Source organism: Variovorax sp. 05L425 (genome assembly GCF_056397705.1).
The window spans coordinates 106,243-122,967 of record NZ_JBFTNY010000008.1 but is presented as its reverse complement, the minus strand read 5'-3'; the positions used below and the strand labels follow the sequence as shown (position 1 = coordinate 122,967).

17 protein-coding genes and 3 pseudogenes are annotated in these 16,725 nt (G+C 64.4%); 8 read left to right on the top strand and 12 right to left on the bottom strand.

Annotated elements, in window-relative coordinates:
• Window positions 1-19: 19 nt before the first annotated feature.
• The 6 genes from AC1DN9_RS11650 to AC1DN9_RS11625 form a co-directional block, all read right to left on the bottom strand.
• Window positions 20-1,219 carry an ABC transporter substrate-binding protein gene (locus tag AC1DN9_RS11650; protein ID WP_478100222.1) on the bottom strand — a complete coding sequence of 400 codons (1,200 nt, stop codon included), beginning with the start codon at window positions 1,217-1,219 and terminating at the stop codon, window positions 20-22.
• Between the two features lie 15 nt (window positions 1,220-1,234).
• The gene (locus AC1DN9_RS11645) at window positions 1,235-2,191 is read right to left on the bottom strand and encodes a TauD/TfdA dioxygenase family protein (RefSeq protein ID WP_478100220.1); all 957 of its coding nucleotides are present in this window, start codon (window positions 2,189-2,191) and stop codon (window positions 1,235-1,237) included.
• 83 nt (window positions 2,192-2,274) lie between these two features.
• Window positions 2,275-3,291, bottom strand: coding sequence for a CysB family HTH-type transcriptional regulator (locus tag AC1DN9_RS11640; protein ID WP_478100218.1), 1,017 nt, complete (start codon window positions 3,289-3,291; stop codon window positions 2,275-2,277).
• Between the two features lie 381 nt (window positions 3,292-3,672).
• A complete protein-coding gene (locus tag AC1DN9_RS11635) occupies window positions 3,673-4,365 on the bottom strand; it encodes a hypothetical protein (protein ID WP_478100216.1) in 693 nt (230 codons plus the stop codon).
• Window positions 4,366-4,544: 179 nt separating this feature from the next.
• Complete coding sequence (locus AC1DN9_RS11630) at window positions 4,545-5,090, bottom strand: rhodanese-like domain-containing protein (RefSeq protein WP_478100214.1); 546 nt, start codon at window positions 5,088-5,090, stop codon at window positions 4,545-4,547.
• A gap of 399 nt (window positions 5,091-5,489) precedes the next feature.
• On the bottom strand, window positions 5,490-6,398 hold the full coding sequence (locus AC1DN9_RS11625; RefSeq protein WP_478100212.1) for a LysR family transcriptional regulator: 909 nt from the start codon (window positions 6,396-6,398) through the stop codon (window positions 5,490-5,492).
• Window positions 6,399-6,506: 108 nt separating this feature from the next.
• Between AC1DN9_RS11625 and AC1DN9_RS11620 the strand changes: the two genes are divergently transcribed.
• From AC1DN9_RS11620 to AC1DN9_RS11590, 7 genes and pseudogenes are all read left to right on the top strand, one after another.
• Window positions 6,507-6,932, top strand: coding sequence for a GlcG/HbpS family heme-binding protein (locus AC1DN9_RS11620; protein WP_478100210.1), 426 nt, complete (start codon window positions 6,507-6,509; stop codon window positions 6,930-6,932).
• A 15-nt stretch (window positions 6,933-6,947) separates the two neighbouring features.
• Window positions 6,948-8,006: an amidohydrolase family protein gene (locus AC1DN9_RS11615; protein WP_478100208.1), complete on the top strand. Its 1,059-nt coding sequence runs from the start codon at window positions 6,948-6,950 to the stop codon at window positions 8,004-8,006.
• The gene (locus tag AC1DN9_RS11610) at window positions 8,003-8,908 is read left to right on the top strand and encodes a VOC family protein (protein ID WP_478100206.1); all 906 of its coding nucleotides are present in this window, start codon (window positions 8,003-8,005) and stop codon (window positions 8,906-8,908) included. Before AC1DN9_RS11615 ends, AC1DN9_RS11610 begins: the two co-directional genes overlap by 4 nt.
• Window positions 8,905-9,765, top strand: a complete 861-nt coding sequence (locus tag AC1DN9_RS11605; RefSeq protein ID WP_478100204.1) for a fumarylacetoacetate hydrolase family protein — start codon at window positions 8,905-8,907, stop codon at window positions 9,763-9,765. The genes AC1DN9_RS11610 and AC1DN9_RS11605 overlap by 4 nt, the downstream gene beginning before the upstream one ends.
• Before the next feature lies 1 nt (window position 9,766).
• A complete protein-coding gene (gene mhpA, locus AC1DN9_RS11600; protein ID WP_478100202.1) occupies window positions 9,767-11,311 on the top strand; it encodes a bifunctional 3-(3-hydroxy-phenyl)propionate/3-hydroxycinnamic acid hydroxylase MhpA in 1,545 nt (514 codons plus the stop codon).
• 59 nt (window positions 11,312-11,370) lie between these two features.
• Entirely contained in the window at window positions 11,371-12,702 is a 1,332-nt protein-coding gene (locus tag AC1DN9_RS11595) for an MFS transporter (RefSeq protein ID WP_478100200.1), read from the top strand.
• 38 nt (window positions 12,703-12,740) lie between these two features.
• Window positions 12,741-13,187 (top strand): annotated as a pseudogene (locus tag AC1DN9_RS11590) (IS6 family transposase); the annotation flags it as partial.
• A 42-nt stretch (window positions 13,188-13,229) separates the two neighbouring features.
• On the opposite strand, the pseudogene AC1DN9_RS11585 reads toward AC1DN9_RS11590, so the two are convergent.
• The 3 genes and pseudogenes from AC1DN9_RS11585 to AC1DN9_RS11575 form a co-directional block, all read right to left on the bottom strand.
• Window positions 13,230-13,451, bottom strand: a pseudogene (locus AC1DN9_RS11585) (BrnA antitoxin family protein); the annotation flags it as partial.
• Window positions 13,435-13,611 carry a BrnT family toxin gene (locus tag AC1DN9_RS11580; RefSeq protein ID WP_478100384.1) on the bottom strand — a complete coding sequence of 59 codons (177 nt, stop codon included), beginning with the start codon at window positions 13,609-13,611 and terminating at the stop codon, window positions 13,435-13,437. The gene AC1DN9_RS11580 and the pseudogene AC1DN9_RS11585, both read right to left, overlap by 17 nt.
• Before the next feature lie 19 nt (window positions 13,612-13,630).
• Window positions 13,631-13,751 (bottom strand): annotated as a pseudogene (locus tag AC1DN9_RS11575) (integrase); the annotation flags it as partial.
• Window positions 13,752-14,081: 330 nt separating this feature from the next.
• On the opposite strand from AC1DN9_RS11575, the gene AC1DN9_RS11570 reads away from it, so the two are divergent.
• Entirely contained in the window at window positions 14,082-14,756 is a 675-nt protein-coding gene (locus AC1DN9_RS11570) for a hypothetical protein (protein ID WP_478100198.1), read from the top strand.
• Between the two features lie 130 nt (window positions 14,757-14,886).
• Here the strand turns inward: AC1DN9_RS11570 and AC1DN9_RS11565 are convergent, their stop codons facing one another.
• From AC1DN9_RS11565 to AC1DN9_RS11555, 3 genes are all read right to left on the bottom strand, one after another.
• Window positions 14,887-15,297, bottom strand: a complete 411-nt coding sequence (locus tag AC1DN9_RS11565) for a trimeric intracellular cation channel family protein (RefSeq protein ID WP_478100196.1) — start codon at window positions 15,295-15,297, stop codon at window positions 14,887-14,889.
• Between the two features lie 47 nt (window positions 15,298-15,344).
• The gene (locus AC1DN9_RS11560) at window positions 15,345-15,569 is read right to left on the bottom strand and encodes a hypothetical protein (protein WP_478100194.1); all 225 of its coding nucleotides are present in this window, start codon (window positions 15,567-15,569) and stop codon (window positions 15,345-15,347) included.
• An 85-nt stretch (window positions 15,570-15,654) separates the two neighbouring features.
• Window positions 15,655-16,419 carry an SDR family oxidoreductase gene (locus AC1DN9_RS11555; protein WP_478100192.1) on the bottom strand — a complete coding sequence of 255 codons (765 nt, stop codon included), beginning with the start codon at window positions 16,417-16,419 and terminating at the stop codon, window positions 15,655-15,657.
• Window positions 16,420-16,725 lie beyond the last annotated feature (306 nt).

Below are 16,725 nucleotides of genomic sequence, written 5' to 3'. Positions count from 1 at the left end.
ACCGAGACGGTGCGGTACTTCAGTGGCCGGTTTTCGCCGCCAGCTCGATCGAATCGAGCGACAGCTGCGCGAGATTGCTTCCGTTGATGATCTGCTTCTTCCGGAACTCCGCGGAGTCGATGTCGGAGCGCCGCGCCGGCGAACCGTAGCCTGCCGCCACCGCGCGCGAAGTGATCTGCTTGCTCAATGCCCATTGGATAAAGGCCCAGGCCGCTTCCTTCTGCTTCGACCCTGCAGGGATGCCCAGCCCATGCACCGCAGTGCCGGGAAAGCGTCCGGCCGGTCCCTTGGGCAGCAGACCGAACTTGACGGTCTTGATCGTCTTGCTCGTGGCCGGGTCGCCCAACTGCGCCAGGTGCAACTGCCCGGCATCGGTGAAGTTCACCCGGCCCAGCTTGAGCGCCTGCGTGACTTGGTCCGGCTGGTAGGTGATGGCGCCGTCCGGCCCGAACTCCTTCAGCAGGTTGGCGTAGTACTCGCCGGCCGCGATCGCCTCGGGGGTGTCCAGCGTGGGGAACAAATCGTCGGGCGCCTTCCGGAACACGTCGCCGCCGAAGGCGTGCAGGTAGGGAACGAAGGTCCATCCATAGTGGTTGTCGGCGACGAAGCCGGCAACGCGTTCCTTCTTGTTGACGGCGCGCAGCACCTTCACGAGATCGTCGGTGGTGTCCGGAAAGGCCAGTCCGGCTTTCTCCACGAGGTCGAAGCGGGACGATGCCGTCAACAGCGCTTCGGCCGTCCAGGGCACGCCATAGAGCTTGCCGTCCTTGCCCGTTTCCGGCGCGCGCGCGCCGGGCAGGAAGTCGTTGATGTCCCAGTCTGCCGGCGTGAGATTGGGATTCCTGATGAAGTCGTCGAGCGGGGTGAGCCAGCCCGAGTTGATCCAGCGGCTGGAGTAGATGAAGGTGACGTTGACCACGTCATAGGCCGAGCCCTTGGTCGACAGCTCCAGGTCGGCGCGCTGGTTGTAGACCGGAAAGGAAGGTGCGTCGAAGTTCACCTTGGCGCCCGTGAGCGCCTCGAACTCGGGCAGCCACTGCTGGAGCAGCTTGGGATAGGCGGCACTGAAGGTCGAGACATTGAGCGTCACGCCGGCGTACTTCCTGGCGCCGGCCTGCGCAGCCGCGAGGCCTGGAAGCAATGTCGACGCGCCGAGTGCGGCCCCTGCGTGGAGCAAAGCGCGGCGATGACGATCGTGAGCGGAGAATTCCTGGGTCATGGCAATGTCTCAGGTTCAGGCGGTGGCGGAAATGACTTCGTCGATGCGCGCATCGTTGGTTGCTTCAGGTCGGCTGCGCGTGCGACTGCGCTGGCCGTCGAGCGCCACCGCGGTGTCGCCGTGGACGGTCACGCGGCGGACCAGGCGGGGCTGGTTGCCGTAGTCGTTGATGGCGAAGTGCTGCGTCGCGCGGTTGTCCCAGATCGCCACGTCGTCCTGCCGCCAATTCCAGCGCACCGTGTTCTCGAGCCGCGTGACGCGGTTCTGCAGCAGTTCGAAAATCCGCGTCGACTCGGTGCTCGACAGGCCCACGAGCTTCTTGACGAAATGGCCCAGCAGCAGCGCGCGCTCGCCAGACACGGGATGCACATGCACCACCGGATGCTCGGCTTCGTAGACGGCGGACACGAAGACGTTGCGGTGGTGGCGCAGGCGTTCTTTCTCGACCAGCACGCGGTCAGCGCCATAGTCATAGTCGTTGCTATGGACAGCCCACAGGCTGTCGGCCAGTTGCTTGAGTTGGGCCGGCAGGCGCTCGTAGGCGACGGCCGTATTGGCCCAGACGGTGTCGCCGCCATAGGCCGGAATGGTCACGGCGCGCAGGATCGAGATCTTCGGAAAGGCATCGACGAAGGTCACGTCGGTGTGCCACGAGTCGGCCCTGCCGCCACCCTTGGAGGCATCGAGTTCGAACAGTTTCGTGCCCTGTGCCGGGGGCACGGTCGGGTGCGCGACCGTGCGACCGAATCGCGCACCGAAGGCCTGGTGCGCTGCGTCGTCCAGATGATCCTGGCCGCGGAAGAACAGCACCTTGTGCTTGACCAGTGCGGCGTTCAACTGCTCGATCGCGTCGGCCGGCAGATCGCCGCCGAGCTTGATGTCCTGGACCTCGCCACCGATGTGACCGGCCACGCGCCTGATGCGCAGGTCGCCGATGCTGGTGTCGATGGATGAAGAGATGTCGTGGCTCATCGGGAATTCTCCTGAAGGAATGGAAGTCGTGATGGGGGACGGTCGAACCGTCATCGGAACGAGCTGCGCATCGCAGCGCCAACTCAATGTGCTGAAAGGGCCTCGCCGTTCACATTCGGCTTGTGCGCGAGCAGTTGCACCAGCGCCGACGCGGGAAACGACTCGCTCTTCCGCTCCGCCACGCCTCCGTCGAGCGCGTCTTCCACCGCGGTGTGCGTCAAGGTGGGCGCGAATGCCTCGATGAAGGCGTAGACGAAGCTGCGCAGGTAGACCCCGCGCCGTACCGCGACCTTCGTCAGGTTGATGCCAAACAGGTGCCCCGCATCGACCGCGCGCAGCCGGACATCGCGCTCCGCTTCGAATGCGATGCCCGCGACGATCCCGACACCCATGCCGAGTTCGACGTAGGTCTTGATGACGTCGGCGTCCATCGCGGTGATGGCCAGGTCGGGCTCCAGGCCGGCGTCTGCGAACGCCTGGTCGATGCGCGTGCGCCCGGTGAAGCCGCTGTCGTAGGTGACGAGCGGGTAGGCCGCCAGTCGTTCGATGGTCAGCGGCCCGTCGAGCAAGGGGTGGCCCGGCAGTGCGATCACTGAATGCGTCCAGCGAAAGCACGGCAGCGTGACGAGTTGAGGGTAGTCGCTCAACGCTTCCGTGGCGATTCCGACGTCGGCTTCGCCGTCGAGCAGCATTTGCGCAATCTGCTTGGGCGAGCCCTGGCGCAGGTGCAATTGCACGTTGGGAAACCTGCCCAGGAACTCCTGAACAGCAATCGGCAATGCGTAACGCGCTTGCGAGTGCGTCGCGGCGATGGAGAGCAGGCCGTCCTCTTGCGCAAGGAACTCTTGTCCGGCCTGGCGCAGGTTCTGGCTCTCGAGCAGCACGCGTTCGATGATGGGCAGCAGATGGTCGCCCGGCGCCGTCAGGCCCGTCAGTCGCTTGCCCGCACAGGCGAACAGCGCGACGCCGAGTTCGTCTTCCAGTTCACGGATCTGTCGGCTGACACCCGGCTGCGAGGTGTGAAGGACATGGGCGGCTTCGGTGAGATTGAAGCCGCAACGAACGGCCTTGCGGACGGAACGCAACTGTTGGAAATTCATGGGACCTGAACGAGAAAGCAGTGCCAATGGCAATAGGCGGCCGATTCTGCTGGCGTACTTTCAGATCCCGAACTACCGATTCGTTGCTTTCAAATAAGGGAATGATCTGAGTCCTTGCGGCCAATGGAAAACGCATCTGCAAACGCGCATTCCTTCGTTTGCAGGCACGCCGGGCATCCTCAGAATCCGCAGGGTCGCCGGTGCTTCGGCCAGTGCCCATTGCCCGTTCCGACAATCGCGTCCGCTTCCATTCGATGACCCGAGGATCTCCTCATGTTGCCTGTTTCCGCTGAAGTAGGCAGCGCGCGCCCCATCTCGATTGGGCGGCGTCATCCGGTTTCGATACTCTGAGATAGGTCGTTGCGCGGCAGGATTTGGTATTCATCGTTGTGTGCATCCCTTCTTGAACGCCTCGATGTGCGCGGCGTCAGAGTTGTAGACCAAGTCCAGCAGGCGGGTGTGGCGCTGAACGTCCTCAGGCGTCCCAACGCCTCGGAGGGCATTTGAAACTTCACGATAGCTGCGCCCTTGCTCGCGTACACCGATGTAGTAATCGATCTCACGCGCTTCCTTCGCGCACTGTTCCGCGCGCTTGGCATCCTGCTTGGCTTTGACATCCTCCGGAGACGGCCCAGGCTTATCGCTGGGGTGAAGCGGGCCACCCGGTCCAAACCACGCCTCGCCTTGGAACTGCCTGAAGCAGAATTCCGTCACCGGGTTTCCTGCCGCTCGCGATTCCTTGCACAGCTGGAGCGGCGACTTGGTCTGGTTGCCGTACTGGTCGCGGTACACCGGCGGGGCGGGCGCGCGGGTTTTCGCTTCGTCAACACGCTCGATCCGCCCGCTGGAAAGCCATTCGATCCTGGCCTTGTAGTTGCCTTCCTCGATGAAGCATCCGGCTTGCTGTCCGCGAACGGCAACGAAGCCTTCATCAGCCTTGTTGCCGCTGAGGCATGGCTTGTCGTAGATCGTGACGCCACCCGGAGCGGTCCCCAGCACGGGGACACCGTCCAGCGCACCAGCCAAGGCAGGCGCGGCGAGCGCTGCCGCGAGGATTGCAATGTACTTCTTCATCTCTCAGCCCCTCCGCCTTGAAGTTAATGTGAAGGACATTTTTCGCGCAGTATGTCGATGGCGATTGTGAAACTGCAAGCGAGGTCGCGGCGGTGGAGTCAGCAGGCCTATGCCTGCAATGGATACGTTCTTGAACGAATGAAAGCGTGCAACCTTATGCGGCCTGCATGGATGTGAGCTCAGAAGAAATGGAAGCGCACGGTGGGGTCGCGCGCGACGCGGTCGCTCAGGCCTCGCTCCCAGACAAGGTAGTCGGTCCATGCGCGGTCGCGCCGCGATGCCGGCACGCGCATGACGGAGCCCCAGTCATCGTCAATGGGCGTGAGGAGTTGGGCGGGCTCCCAGGCTTGTTCGATCGGCAGACCCGCTGCCCTCCACGCTTCGGTGCCGCCCACGAGCCAGGTTGCATCGCTCTCGGGCCACCGCTTACGCGCATCGCGGGCCACGAGACGGGCAGCCAGTCCGTCCGGCGAGCTGAAGACGATGCGGTGTCCATTCTGTTGAAGGGCAGCCAGCGGGTCCAGGGTCGAGGGCAGCAGGTAGTGAGCCCGCGGAAGATGCCGGCGTTCGAAATCGAAGCTCGGGCCGACGTCGACCAAATGAAGACGTTCGGGCGTACCGGGATGCTTCAGATGATCGGCGAGGAGAACGTTTTCCTGGCCACTCCGCAGATCGGTGCCGCCATGAACGCCGCTGCAGCCGCGACGCAGGAGTGGCTCGGCCAATCCACGGCGTCCAAGTGAGATCAGTGCCAGGTAGCGGCCTGCGCCTCGTGCTCGGTCGCAACCGGGCGTCGGCACTGCACCGCGCTGCAGGCTCTGCACGAGAATCCGTTCTGATGCCGAAAGCGCCTTCCCATCGACCCATCGACGCGCAGCACGATCCCGGATCGCTCCCGCGCGCCGGCGGTCAGTTGCTGCCGCGTGTGGCGCTCCTCGCGCGGCTCGCCAACAACCATGGTCGCCGGCTCGCCTTCATTCAGGCGCCGGCCGGATGCGGCAAGAGTTCGCTGCTTCAAGCCTGGCGGCGCGAGTTGGTGGCTGCTGGCGCCGAAGGACCCGAATTGACCTACATCAAGATTGCTCAGTGGACCACCTGCTTCGCGCTCAGTCCCGCCGGTCTCGCTAGTGACCCGCGAACAGCGCTTGCACCTGTGTGCGAAGCCACCTGTTCGCATGGTCCCGATTGGCTCTTCGATGCCAGAACTGATGCACCGGAATGGCCGGGGAAGCAATGGGTGACGCGAGGATTCGAACCTTTGCATAGCGCTGGCACACGTATGCCAAGTCGCTCGGGACGGTCGCGACGAGGTCCGAGCTTTCGATGATGGGCAACAGGCTCAGAAAATGAGACAGTTCGAGCGCAACCTGTCGCCGAAGGCCCTTCCTGGCGAGAAACTGCTCAAAGACATGCTCACGCCCGTCGGGCCGGACGACGACGTGCCGCAAGGCGAGGTATTGGTCCAGACTGAGCGGTCCGTCGTCCACATGCGGGTGGTCATGGCGCACCATGCAGACATGGCGGTTCTCGAACAGTTTCTGCTGGTAGAAGCCGGCGCCCTTGAGATCCGGAAAGTAGCCCAGCGCGAGGTCAGCCGCGCCGCTGGCCAGTGCTTCGGCGGCAGCTTCCGGCGGACGTGAAACCGCACTGAGCCGCAGGCTCGGCGCGGCTTCTGCCAGCCGCCGGATCAGTGGCGGAACGAAGTGGATCTCTCCGATGTCCGGCGTGATCACGACAAAGGTTCTCTCGCTGCGCGCGGGATCGAAACCGGCCGGCTGAAGGATTTCGTTCTTGACTGCGTCGATGACGCGCCGCACCGGAACCTGTAGCGCCTGCGCTCGCGCGGTGGGCTGCATCTGCGCGCCGACCTTCACGAACAATGGGTCTTCGAACATCAGTCTCAGGCGCGCGACTGCGGCGCTTGTCGCGGGTTGGCTCAGGCCGATGGCTTCGCCGGCGCGCGTGACGCTGCGGTGTTCGAGCATGGCGTCGAACACCACGAGCAGGTTGAGGTCGATTTGCCGTATATCCATGGCATGGATTCTATGAATCCATGGAATGGGCTTCTTGGATTCGATGCGGCTGCCTAGACTTCGCGCCAGATCAAGGAAAACAGCATCGCGCTGGACTGGAGACAAGTCATGACCGAACTCACGCTCGCCTTTGCGAACGACCTCATTGCTGCCGCGCTCGGCGCCGCACGTGCCGCCGGCCATCCGCCGCTGGCGGTCGTCGTTCTGGATGCCGCAGGTCATCTGATCGCGGCGCAGCGCGAAGACGGGGCCAGCATGTTTCGGATCGACATTGCCACCGGCAAGGCATGGGGCGCGGTCGGCATGGGGGTCAACAGCCGCACGCTGTCCGAGCGTGCCAAGGGCAACCCCAACTTCTTCACAACGCTGGCCGCCACGGCGAACGGGCGCTTCCTGCCGCAGATCGGCGCCGTCCTGATCAAGGACAGCGAAGGTCGGATCCTGGGTGCCGCAGGCGCTTCCGGCGGCACGGGCGACGAAGACGAAGCCGATTGCATCGCCGGAGTGAAGGCCATCGGCCTTCTGGCCGCCTGACCGCGGACCCGCACCATGCGCCCTCATTGCCATGCCTGCAATGGCGTCGACGTGCACGCGCACGTCGTGCCCGAACGCTTTCCCGCCTGGATGGGTAGCGCCGTTCCTTCGTCCTGGCCTTCGACCATTGCGGCGCCGGACCAGAACGGCATGTGCCATCGCCACGTGATGATCGCGGGCAAGCAGTATCGGACCGTTTCGGAGAAGTGCTGGAGCGCACCACGCCGGCTGGCCGATCTTCCGGGCATGGGCTTGAAGCGTCAGGTGATCTCGCCCATGCCGGAGTTGCTGAGCTACTGGCTGGACGCGCCCGCAGCACAGACGCTGATTCGCTACTTGAACGAACACACCGCCGCCATGGTGGCCGAAGGCGATGGCGCACTGATCGGGCTGGCGGCCGTGCCGCTGCAGGACCTCGACCTCGCGATCGCCGAGCTTGAGCATGCTGTCGGCGCACTGGGCCTCGCGGGCGTCGAGATCGGCAGCAACGTCAACGGAGTGGCAATCGGAGATCCGCGGTTCCTGCCCTTCTTCCAGGCCTGCGAGGCGCTGGACGTCGCCGTCTTCGTGCATGCGCTGAAGCCCACTGGCATGGACAGGCTCGTCGGTCCAGCGCCTCTGCAGCAGGTGCTGGCCTATCCGACCGACGTCGGTCTCGCTGCCGCGTCGGTGATCACTGCGAACCTGATGCTGGCCTGTCCGCGCCTGCGCATCGCGTTCAGCCACGGCGGCGGCACATTGGCAACCTTGTTGCCCCGGCTGCAGCAGGGGTGGCAGGTCTTTCCGGCGCTCAAGGATCAGGTGCGCGAGTCGCCGGTCGACCAGGCGCGCAAGCTCTTCTTCGACACGCTGGTGTTCGATGTCCCCACGCTGCGGCATCTGGTATCGGCGTTTGGCGAGCGCCAACTGATGCTGGGCACCGACTACCCCTTCAATTTTCATGACCGCACGCCCGTGGCGCACGTTGAAGCCGCAGGCTTCGACGAGGACACGGTCGCCGCGCTCGTCCATCGCAATGCCGAGCGCTTTCTCGGCATCGCTTCCGACACACCCGAAACACCCGAGACACCATGAGCTCTCCCTGGATTGAAGGCCTGCGCAGCGTAGCGCTGGACGTTCCCGACCTCGAACGCGCCGAGGCGTTCTACACGGAGGTCTGGCGGCTCAGCGTGGTGTCGCGCGGCACCGGCGCGATCTATCTGCGCGGCACGGGTGCTGATCATCACCTGCTTGCGCTGCGTGCGGCACCGGTCACGGCGATTCGCTGCGTGACCTTGCGCGCCCGAAGTGCCGCGACACTGTCCTCGATCGCCGATGCCGCAGTGGCGGCGGGCGGCCAGATCCTTCGGGCCATCGCGCCGCTGGCCGAGCTCGGCGGCGGCACCGGCCTCACCGTTCGCGACCCGGACGGCCGCATTTTCCAGATCGTGCACGGCGACGAGCGCCACGCCGACGCGACCGAGCAGCGGGACCGCCCGGTCCGCCTCGCGCATGCGGTGCTCAACAGCCATGCGGTGGACGCAACGCGTCGCTTCATGGAGAGCGCCTTCGGCTTCACGCTGTCCGATCGCACGCGGATCATGGCCTTCATGAACTGCAACCGTGATCACCATTCGATCGCGTTGGGCGATGCGGACAACGACGCGCTCAATCACATCGCGTTCCTGATGCCCGATCTCGACTCGGTCATGCGCGGCGGCGGTCGGATGCGCGATGCGGGCTTCGGTATCGAGTGGGGTCCTGGCCGCCACGGTCCTGGCGACAACGCCTTCAATTACTTCGTCGGCCCCTTCGGCGAAGTCATCGAATACACGGCCGAAGTCGAGCAGATCGACGACAGCTATCGCGTCGGCGGTCCCGGCGACTGGACATGGCCACCCGGCCGCGTCGACCAATGGGGCATTTCCCAACCGCCAAGTCCGCGCCTCAAGGAAGCGCAGCGTTCTGTTTTTTTTATCAAGGAGATTCTGGAGTGAAGTTCACCACCTACTTGCGCAATGGCCAGCCGCGCCTGGGCGCCGTCGAAGGCGACGCTGTCGTCGATCTGAACGACGCACAGCCGCAAGTCCCGGCGGACCTGCGCGCGGCGCTGCTTGCCGGCATAGACCTCTGCGCGGTCGCCAAGGCGGCGCTGGCATCGGGTGCGCCGCGCCAGCCGCTGGCGTCGCTGGCGCTTGCGCCGCTCGTGCCGGCGCCTGGCAAGATCGTGTGCCTGGGCCTGAACTACTACGACCACGCGAAGGAGAGCGGGCGCCAGAAGCCGGAGTACCCGTGGTTCTTCTACCGCGGCGCGAGCTCGCTGCTGGCGCACGGCGCGCAGGCGCTGCGCCCGCGCGTGTCGGAGAAGTTCGACTATGAAGCCGAGCTCGCCGTCGTGATCGGCAAGCGCGGCAAGCATGTGTCGCAGGAGCAGGCGCTCGATCTCGTCTTCGGCTACAGCTGCTTCAATGACATCTCGGTGCGCGACTACCAGAAGCGCACGCCGCAGTGGACGATCGGCAAGAACTTCGACGCCACCGGTGGCTTCGGTCCCGTGCTCGTCAGCGCCGACGAACTGCCGCGCGGGGCCGAAGGCCTGCGCATCTCCGGACGTTTGAACGGCGAGATCATGCAGGACGCCAACACCACCGACATGATCTGGGGCGTTGCCGAGACCATCGCGCTGCTCACCGAGTGCCTGACGCTGGAGCCTGGCGACGTGATCGTCATGGGAACGCCGGCGGGTGTCGGCCAGAGCCGCACGCCACCGGTGTGGATGAAGGCCGGCGACCGCTTCGAAGTCGCGATCGAGCGCATTGGCACGCTCGTGAACACCGTTGTCGACGAAAAATAGGATGACCGCGCTCCCTCAGGAACGCGACGTGTACGACGTCGCCGTGGTCGGCTTCGGCCCGACGGGCGCGGTCGCTGCAGCGTTGCTCGGCAGCGCCGGCCTGAAAGTCTGGGTCGGTGACCGGACACGCGAGGTCTATGACAAGCCACGTGCGATCGCGCTCGACCACGAGATCCTACGGGTGTTCCAGCAGATCGGCGTGATCGATCAGGTGATGCCGCACGTCGAGCCGTTCACGCCCTCGGAATATTTCGGTGTCGACGGCCAGTTGATCAAGCGTCTCACGATGGTCGCACCGCCGTATCCGCTCGGCTACACGCCGTCCAATGTGTTCAGCCAACCGCCGGTGGAAGAGGCGCTTCGCGCCCGCGTGCACAGCTTGCCGAATGTGAACGTGGAACTCGGCGTCGAAGTGACCGCGCAGACACGGGACGATGAAGTCGTGGTGCTTGCGCTGAAGCATGAAGACGGCTCGACCTCAGCGTTGCGCGCGCGTTATGTGATCGGCTGCGACGGCGCCTCGAGCTCGGTGCGCGACAACGCCGGCCTGTACCTCGAAGACCTGACATTCGACGAGCCATGGCTGGTCGTCGACGTGCTGGTCAACCAGCGCGGGCTTGCCAAGCTGCCTCTGACGAGCGTGCAGTATTGCGATCCCGAGCGGCCCTGCACTCTGGTCATCGGCCCAGGAAATCACCGCCGATGGGAGATCTCGCTCAAGGAAGGCGAAGACCCGAAGGTCGCGGCAACTCCGGAGCGCACCTGGGAGCTTTTGTCGCGCTGGCTCACGCCCGAGGACGGCACATTGTGGCGTCAGGCGAGCTACCGCTTCCATGCGCTGGTCGCCGACCGTTGGCGTGATGGCCGCGTATTCATCGCCGGAGACGCGGCGCACCAGCAACCGCCGTTCCTCGGACAGGGCATGTGCCAGGGCGTGCGCGACGTCGCCAACCTGGGCTGGAAGCTCGCCAGCGTGCTGAAGGGCGAAGTGACCGGTCCGGCCGCGGAGGCGCTCCTGGACAGCTACGGCGAGGAACGCAAGGCGCATGTGCAGGAATTGACCACGCGCATCAAGGCCATCGGCGCGGTGATCTGCGAGCGTGATCCGGCCAAGGCGCGCGAACGCGACCGCAGGCTGCTCGCCGAAACGGGCGGCGTGGTGAAGGACGTGCCTCGCCAGGAGGTTCTGCCTCATCTCACGTGTGGATTGCTCTCGCGCACCCCGCATTCCGCCAACGGCTTGCTGTTTCCTCAGCCGTGGCTCATGCAGCGCGGCGAGCGATTGCGCTTCGACGAAGTGGCCGGACACGGATGGCGGCTGGTGTTGCTCCCTTCCGCGCCTCGTCCGGCTCTCACGGACGGACTGACCGTCGTGACTGCCGGCGACGCCGGACTCGTCGAGACGGACGAGGTGCTGGCGCGCTGGATGCGCCGCCATGAATGCGTCGCGGCATTGGTGCGACCCGACCACTACGTGTTCGGCGTCGCGAGCATGCCCGCGGAGGTGCAGGACCTGGTGAACGAATGGCGTGCACGCATGCGCTGAATTCGCGGCGAATACCGTATCCCGACGACTAAATAACACAACACAATTGGAGACATGCAATGAACTCACCTTCCACCGCCACGGCCCCGGAGCTGCCAACCCCGGCGGCGCCGGCGGCCCGCAGCGGCGCGGCGCACGCGCGCCTGCTGGCAGCCGCCTCGCTCGGGTCGGCAATCGAGCACTACGACTTCTTCTGCTACGCCTTCATCGCGCCCATTGCGTTCGGGGAAGCCTTCTTCCCGAAGATGGACGCGCTGGCAGGGACGCTGGCCGTCTACACCACCTTCGCGATCGGCTTCGCCGCGCGCCCCCTGGGTGGTCTCGTGTTCGGTCACTACGGCGACCGGATCGGGCGCAAGGTGGTGCTGATGCTGACGCTGCTGATCATGGGCATCGCCAGCTTCCTCATCGGCTGCCTGCCGACCTATGCGAGCGCGGGCCTGTGGGCGCCCGTCATGCTGATCGTGCTGCGCTTCGTGCAGGGGTTCGCATTCGGGGGCGAGTACATGAACGCCGTGACGCTGACGCTCGAGGGGGCGCCCGCCAAGCGGCGCGGCTTGTTCGCATCAGCGATCAACGCATCAGGACCGGTCGGCGTGATCGTCGCGTCGGGATTGATCGCGATGATGACTGGCGCCTTTGGCACGCAGGCCTTCCAGGAATGGGGCTGGCGCGTGCCGTTCTTGCTCAGCATCGTGATGGTTGCTGTCGGGACCTATGTCCGTTTGCAAGTCGACGAGTCCACGCTCTTCAAGCAACTGAAGGCGCGTCGCCAGGTCGCGGGCATGCCGATCGTCGAGGTGCTGCGGTCGTGGAAGCTGCCCACCGTGCGCGCGGTGCTCATCAACATGGTGCACAGCTCGTTCCAATACCTTGCCACGGTGTTCGTGCTCGGCTATGCGGTCAAGCGCCTGCACATGTCCCCATCGGGCATCACGACAGGTACTACGCTCGCGAACGTCCTCGAAATGGTCATGGTCCCGCTCATCGCGATGGCCAGCGACCGTTGGGGCCGTCGTCCGCTGCTGCTGCTGGGCATTGCACTCGCGGCGGTGTGGTTCCCGGTGTTCCTTCAGATCGTCGACATGCGCGACGTCATTCTGATGAGCGGCGCGCTCGTCATCACCCTGGGCGTGGTGCACGCGATGATGTTCGCGCCGGAAGCGGCGTTCACCGCCGAGCAGTTTCCGACCGAAGTGCGCGTCAGCGGCGGCTCGCTCGGCAAGCAACTAGGCATCGTGCTCGGCGGCGGCCTGGCACCGCTGATCGCCACAGGCCTGATGGGCAACGACGCCAGCTTCATGCCGGTGATCATCTACTTCGAGGTGATTGCCGTGTGCGCCTTCATCGGCATCCTGTTCGCGCCCGAATCGTCGCGCCGCGCGCTGTAGGCGGCATTGTCACGTTGCCGATGGCGTAAGCTTCCCCGATGCAAAGGACGACGAGATCGCTCTATCACGGTCATCGGTTCCCGGCGGCGGTGATCAGCCAGGCGGTGCGTTGGTATTTTCGATTTCAACTGAGCCTGCGCGACATCGAGGAGTTGCTGTTCGAGCGCGGTGTTGTCGTCAGCTACGAGACGATCCAGCGCTGGTGCGACAAATTCGGCGCGAGCTTTGCGCATCGCGTCAAGGCTGCGCGCCGCAAGCCGGGATCGACTTGGCATTTGGACGAGATGTTCGTGACGCTGCGCGGCGAGCCCTACTTGCTGTGGCGCGCCGTCGATCAGCATGGCGCTGAACTCGAAATTCTTCTGCAGAAGCGCCGCGACAAGCTCGCAGCAAAGCGCTTCTTCAAGTGCGTGCTCGCCGCCTGCCCGGAGGTACCGCGCAAAATCGTCACCGACCAGTTGCGTAGCTATCCGGCCGCCAAAGCCAGCGCGTGGCCGTAGGATCTGCCCCTCGACCTTGATCAGCGATTGGTAAGGCACATCGCGGGCGTTCGCCGCGACCTTGATTGAGTCCAGCAGGTGCTGAGGCAGGCGCAGCGAAATGGTTTTGGTCGTGGGTTTCAAGTTGGGCAGCGCTACCTTCTTGGCTTTCGACCAGTCAAGGTAGTCCGTCGAGTCATGCTTCTCCCAATACGCACGCTCTTGCGCTTCGGTGGCGAACTTCGGGATCGCCTTAGTCTGCTTGTTCATAAATGGCTCGCTCCTTTCGGTGCATGTCCCTGGCTGAAATGACGCGAATCAACAGGCTCGATTGGCGCAAAGTGAATGTGATGTGCAATGTGCGCCCGTCGTCGGTTTTGCCCAAGGCGTGGAGCCGGGATTCTTGACGGCTGTGCGCGGCATATTCCAAAAGCAGCAAGGGTGCGTTGAATGCGCCGCAGGTTCTCCAGGGTCGCCGCGGCCACCTCCGAGCGACGCCGCCTACTCGGTGGCCCAGGCGAACAGCAGAAGGGCGCGATCGCGTTTTCCTCGGAGGGTGTCGTCGCAGGTGACCGGACCGGTAGCTTATGGCTTCCTCCGCAGCGGGCGCAGCATTTCGCACGGTCTGCCGAATCTTCTGAAGAATCGCTTTCACATCCGGCGGAAATCCCGAGACGTACTCATCGATGGTTGTGGGCGCTGCCTTCCGGGTCGACATTTCAACGTGATCTGCGTCGTCATGCTGCATGAGCGTGCCTTTCTCTCTTGGCCGAACGCGGCCCTCAGGCTTGGGAATATATGAGGGTGAGAACAGAGAAGAGCACGAGAATTCCAAAGAAGCGCGTGCGTTCGGCCGTGTACAGGCATACGATTTGATCGACGCCCCTCAGGACTCGCAGATTGACCTCACCCAGGCTCGACGCACTTCTGCGCCAATGCGCGTGCAGCACCGCTCCGGAAGCCGCCTTCTGGAAAGGTGTCGTCGCGAGTCTCAATGAGCCGAGCCCGAACTGGGGCCTGGACCTCCACCCGGATCGCGAACCGGAGTCGGTGGACGCCTTTGTCTACCTGGTGGACACGAGCAGCCTCTGGCTAGCCGGCGCAGCGATTGCGCCCGGGCAGTTGACGGCGCTCTACGAAGAGCACGAAAAGCAAGGCAGCGGCAAGGGCGGCCCCAGCAGCGACCTGGTGCGTGCCGCGGCGTGCATTGCTGTGGCAAGCGAGGGCGGTAATGCAACTGCCTCACCTGAAGTCCTGGCGGCCTTCGCGTGCGCGGTGCGCGCCGTGGCTGCTTCTCCGGCCTACGCCCAGGCCCGCCAGCACGAGTGCCCCTTGCTGGAAAACCACCACTGGATGCTGCTGCTGTACCGCCTTGCGAACGACGAGGCCATCGTGGCAATCGGGCAAAATGACGAGCCCTATCAGGGCATGCTCGAGCGCAGCACCGCGCTCGAATGTGTGCAGCGCATGGTGCAAGAGGACCTGGGCTCGCTGCGCGCCGCCGTCAACCAGGCCGTGAAGCGGGCAGGGGGCGTGAGCCTGGCGCCGGAACTGCGCCGACTCAAGATCATCTGAGCTTCTCGCAAGCCACCAGCTCATGCTGGATCCGGCGGGTGATTCGCGCGGCCGGCATCGAACCCGAATGACGATGCGGTGGCCTCGGCCCGCAGCGCCGTCCTCGATATCGCTCGGCGCTTGGTCGAAATCAGTCGCCTTTGCGGTCGCGTCCGGAAGCGCGCGGCAAGTTCCACTTGTAGCGCAGCGACAGGTAACGCAGTGCGAAGCACGCCATCAAGGCGATCCAGGTCCGCCCGTTCGACACCCATCCGAGGCGCTCGCCAGCCACCTCGATGACGGCGGCCACCAGCGCAGCCGACGCATAGATCTCCCGCCGGAGGATCACCGGCACCCGATTGGGCAGCAGGTCGCGCATCACACCGCCGCCCACGACGGTGGCCACGCCCGTCAGCACGGCCACCTCGGCGCTGTGACCAAAGATCATGGCCTTTTGCGCGCCGGTCACGGCGAACAGCCCCAGGCCAAGGAGTCGAACATCGAGCGCAGTGAACAAGCGGTGGTCGTTCAGGCCGGCAAGGGCCAGTTCGTGGACGTTCATGAGTGCATGATGCGCCTCAGGCCAGGGTACTCGGGCAATTCCGCCGGCTACGGGATCTGCGATTTCGCCGCCTTCGCCGCGATCAACTGAATCAACAATTCATCCCGCTGGCGGAACATCCCGGGAAAATCAAGACCCTCCAGTTCGGCGTCCACGCCCTGTGCAATCTGCTGGATGTAGTCGTCCGAGCGCGTATTGCCGGGGCGCAGTTGCAAACGGGCGAGGGGATCCCGCTCGGAGCCGAGCGGCAGGAGTTCGGCCCAGACCCGCACCTCGACTCTGTCCGGGTTTGGAAATCAAAAGAAGGCGGTGCGGTTCCGGGCCGACGCCGCTTCGGGCTCAGCGCATGCGTGTGTGTCAGGTCCGTGTGATCGAAGCGCCGCCGTCTACCAGGGCCGCGGTGCCGGTTACAAAAGTGGAGTCGTCGGACGCCAGATAGAGCACCGAGCGCGCAAGCTCTTCGGGTTGCGCTGCACGCTTGAGCGCATGCAGGCCACCCACAAAAGCTGTCTTCTCGGGCGTGTCGTTCATCTGACGGTACATGTCCGTTTCGACTGCACCCGGCAAGATGGCATTGACGCGCACGTTGCGCGGCCCGTACTCGGCAGCCAGGGCCTGTGTCAGGCCGATCAGGCCCGATTTGCTCGCGGCATAGGCAGCCACCCCCGGGAATGCAAAGCTGTAGCCCACGAAGGTGGACGTGAAAATGACAGAGCCGCCGCCGTGTTTGAGCATCTCGGCGATCTGGTGCTTGGCGCCGAGGAAGGACCCCGTCAGGTTCACCGAGATGGTGTCGCTCCATCCCGCCTCGGACACGGTGGTGCTGTCGCCGGCTTCGCCCAGCACGCCGGCGTTGTTGAAGGCGATATCCAGGCGACCGAAGCGGCTGACGGCGGTAGCGACCAATTCCCTTGCATAGCTTTCGGAACGCACATCGCCAGCCACTGCGACTGCCGTGCCGCCCGCCCGCTCGATGTCCGCGACGAGGCTCTCGAGCTCCGCCTTGCGCCGGGCGCCAACGACCAGCTTGGCGCCTTCAGCGGCGAACAACAATGCGGTCGCGCGACCGATACCAGAACTCGCACCGGTAATGATGGCAACCTTGTCCTTCAGACGACTCATGATGATTTTCCTTGGGTTGAAACGGTGACTTACCGTGCCCCAATAATCTTCCTTGGCTTCGAATTTGCCGTGCCATGTTTTCGATGCAGATGTTCGGGTTCTTCGAACATGACTGGAAAGAGTCGCAATGAAAATCGAGCGCGAAAGCGAGCAGGCTTCGGTCGTATCAGCGGCCTATGTTCTCCACGGTCGGATTGGCTCCTGATGCACTTCCCAACGCGATGCCTCAATTTCAGACAGGGCCACGTCGCGCTTGTTCGGTTCTCCGAGAGCGCAAGCTGTACCTGTACGCGCAACCCCTGAAGG